Annotated in this window: 3 protein-coding genes; 2 read left to right on the top strand and 1 reads right to left on the bottom strand. The window is 68.5% G+C overall.

Translation table 11 applies throughout. From position 1 onward, the window contains the following. Positions 1-167 precede the first annotated feature (167 nt). Positions 168-950 (top strand): 2-(1,2-epoxy-1,2-dihydrophenyl)acetyl-CoA isomerase PaaG, encoded by a 783-nt coding sequence (gene paaG / locus ACT4N3_RS09165; RefSeq protein WP_444854914.1) that lies wholly within the window; start codon positions 168-170, stop codon positions 948-950. 122 nt (positions 951-1,072) lie between these two features. Here paaG and ACT4N3_RS09170 read toward each other — a convergent pair whose 3' ends face one another. Next, on the bottom strand, positions 1,073-2,032 hold the full coding sequence (locus ACT4N3_RS09170) for a threonine ammonia-lyase (RefSeq protein ID WP_444854915.1): 960 nt from the start codon (positions 2,030-2,032) through the stop codon (positions 1,073-1,075). A gap of 53 nt (positions 2,033-2,085) precedes the next feature. Here ACT4N3_RS09170 and ACT4N3_RS09175 point away from each other — a divergent pair. Continuing rightward, the coding region (locus tag ACT4N3_RS09175; protein ID WP_444854916.1) for an aldehyde dehydrogenase family protein at positions 2,086-2,933 on the top strand (848 nt) is incomplete at its 3' end.

A 2,933-nucleotide genomic window follows, 5' to 3' on the forward strand; every position in this document is an offset into this window, starting at 1 on the left:
GCCGGCGCGGTGGGCGCCACCCGCCACCCGGGCGCCCACCCAGCCCCCCCCCCGGGGGGGGCGGGGGTGGGGGTGCGGGGGCTCGGCCTAAGCGGATGGCCACGACCGCCGAACCCCCTCCCCTCAATCCCCTCCCCGCCGGGGAGGGGAGGTGTTACAGCGCGGCCATGAGCAGCTACGAAACCATTCTTTTCTCTGTCGAGGCCGGGGTCGCGCGGCTGACGCTGAACCGGCCGGACCGGCTGAACAGCTTCACCGTGCAGATGCACGAGGAGGTCGCGGACGCGCTCTCGAAGCTCGGCGAGGCGCGCTGCCTGGTGCTGACCGGCGCGGGGCGCGGCTTCTGCGCGGGGCAGGATCTCAACGACCGCGCGGTGGCGCCGGGACAGGCGGTCGATCTGGGCGAGTCGGTGGAGCAGAGATACAATCCGTTGATCCGGAAATTGGTGAGCTTGCCGATGCCGGTGATCGCGCGGGTGAACGGCGTGGCGGCGGGCGCCGGCGCGAACATCGCCTTGGCCTGCGACATCGTGATCGCGGCGAAGAGCGCGAAATTCCTCCAGAGCTTCGCCGCGATCGGGCTCATTCCCGACAGCGGCGGAACCTGGGTGCTGCCGCGATTGGTCGGCCAGGCGCGGGCGCTGGGGCTGGCGCTGACCGGCGAGCCGCTGGAGGCGGAGCGCGCGGCCGAATGGGGGCTGATCTGGAGGGCGGTCGAGGACGACCAGCTCGATACGGAGGTCGACGCGCTTGCCGTGCGCTTCGCGGCCGGGCCGACGCGCGGGCTGGCCCGGATCAAGAAGATGATCCGCGAGAGCTGGGGCCAGAGCCTCGACGCCGAGCTCGACCGGCAGCGCGATGCGATGCGCGAGCTGGGCTTCTCCGACGATTATCGCGAGGGCGTCGCCGCCTTCATGGAGAAACGGAAGCCGAACTTCACCGGGCGCTGATCCCCCTCCCTGGAAGGGAGGGGTTAGGGGTGGGTCCGCCGAAGGCGCCGAAACTCGGGAGCACGAAAGTCTCGCTGCGCTCGCCTACCCACCCCCCTGCCCCTCCCTTCCAGGGAGGGGAGTTAGTGCGTCACCAGCTCGGCGAACTTCGTCAGATCGATATTGCCGCCCGAGACGACGCAGACGATCGGCCCCTCGCCGGCCTCGCCGGTGAGCGCGGCGGCCAGCGACAGGGCGCCCGCCCCTTCGGCAACGACCCGCGCTTGCTCCGCCAGGAGCCGCATGGCGTCGCGGGTCTGGTCGAGCGTGACGGTGATCGTGCCGTCGGTGACGGGAAGCATCCGTTCCCACATCCGCTCGGTGATGCTCTTGCCCCCAGCGCCATCGACGAAGCTTGCCTGCCAGTCCGTGAAGCGGCGCGGCCCGCCTTCGCGCAACGACAGCGCGAAAGGCGCGGCGGTGTCGGGCTCGGCGCCGACCACCTTCACATGCGGAGCCTTCGCCTTGATCCCGCTGCCGACGCCGCTGATCAGCCCGCCGCCGCCGATCGGCGCGATCACGGTGCGGACATCCGGCGCGTCCTCGAGGATTTCGAGACCCATCGTCGCGTGGCCGGCGACGAAATCGTGATTGTCGAACGGATGGACGAAGGTGCCGTCCATGCCCGCATATTCATGGTCGGTGACCGCCTGCCAGGCGTCATCGTAGGAGACGGGGACGATCCGCGCGCCGAGCGCGGCCATCCGGTCGAGCTTGGTTTGCGGCGCGGTCTCGATCGCAACCACCGTGCAGGGCACGCCGGCGGCGCGCGCCGCGAAGGCGACGCCCTGCCCCGCATTGCCAGCGCTGACCGTCCAGACGCCGCGGGAGCGCGCTTCCTCGCTCAGATTGGCGACCGCGTTGGTGGCGCCACGAATCTTGTAGGCGTTGGTCGGCTGGAGATTTTCGAGCTTCAGGCGGATGTCGGGGCCGTCCAGGCCGAGATCGAGCCCGACCAGCGGCGTGCGAAGAACCGTGCCGGCGATCCGCGCCCGAGCGGCTTCGATATCCGCGAGCGTGATGGGTCTTACCGGTTCAATCATGTCGCTTCCTCAATGCCCGTGCCGCCGCGTGAAATTTCTTTTAAGGGGAGGCGATGAACACTCTCAAGCTGCTCAATTACGCCGCCGATCGCTGGGTCGCGGGAGACGGCTCTCTGGCGCCGGTGCATAATGCGGTGACCGGCGAGGTGGTCGCCGAGACGGGGAGCGGCGGAATCGATTTCCGTGCGATGCTCGATCATGCGCGCAAGGTCGGCGGGCCTGCGCTGCGGGCGATGACCTTCCACGAACGGGCGCATATGCTGAAGGCGCTCGCCAATGCGGTGATGGCGCGCAAGGAAGAGCTGTACGAGCTGAGCTACGCGACCGGTGCGACGCGGGGCGATTCCTGGATCGATATCGAGGGCGGCGCGGGGACTCTGTTCTCTTTCTCGTCCAAAGGCCGCCGCGAGCTGCCCAACGGCAAGGTGCTGATAGACGGCCTGATGGAGCCCCTCTCGAAAGGCGGCACCTTCGTCGGCCAGCATGTCTACACGCCGCTGCAAGGCGTCGCGGTCCATATCAACGCCTTCAACTTTCCGGTCTGGGGGATGCTGGAAAAGCTGGGGCCGACATTGCTTGCCGGCGTTCCGGCGATCGTGAAGCCGGGCTCATCGACGGGCTACCTCACCGAGCTGGCGGTGCGGATCATGATCGAAGCGGACGTCCTTCCGGCCGGCGCGCTGCAGCTGATCATGGGCGCGACCGGCGATTTGATGGACCATTTGACGTGTCAGGACGTGGTCAGCTTCACCGGCTCGGCATACACCGCGATGAAGCTGCAATCGCATCCTGTGATCGCACGGGAGAGCGTTCGCTTCGTCGCCGAGCGGGACAGCCTCAACGCCTCGATCCTCGGCTCCGACGCCGGGCCGGGCACGCCGGAATTCGACCTGTTCGTGAA

Source organism: Sphingosinicella sp., from assembly GCF_052388015.1.
GTDB lineage: Bacteria > Pseudomonadota > Alphaproteobacteria > Sphingomonadales > Sphingomonadaceae > Allosphingosinicella.

Coding starts and splice junctions, on each gene's coding strand:
- paaG (WP_444854914.1), top strand. CDS start 168: ATGAGCAGCTACGAAACCATTCTTTTCTCTGTCGAGGCCGGGGTCGCG.
- ACT4N3_RS09170 (WP_444854915.1), bottom strand. CDS start 2,032: ATGATTGAACCGGTAAGACCCATCACGCTCGCGGATATCGAAGCCGCT.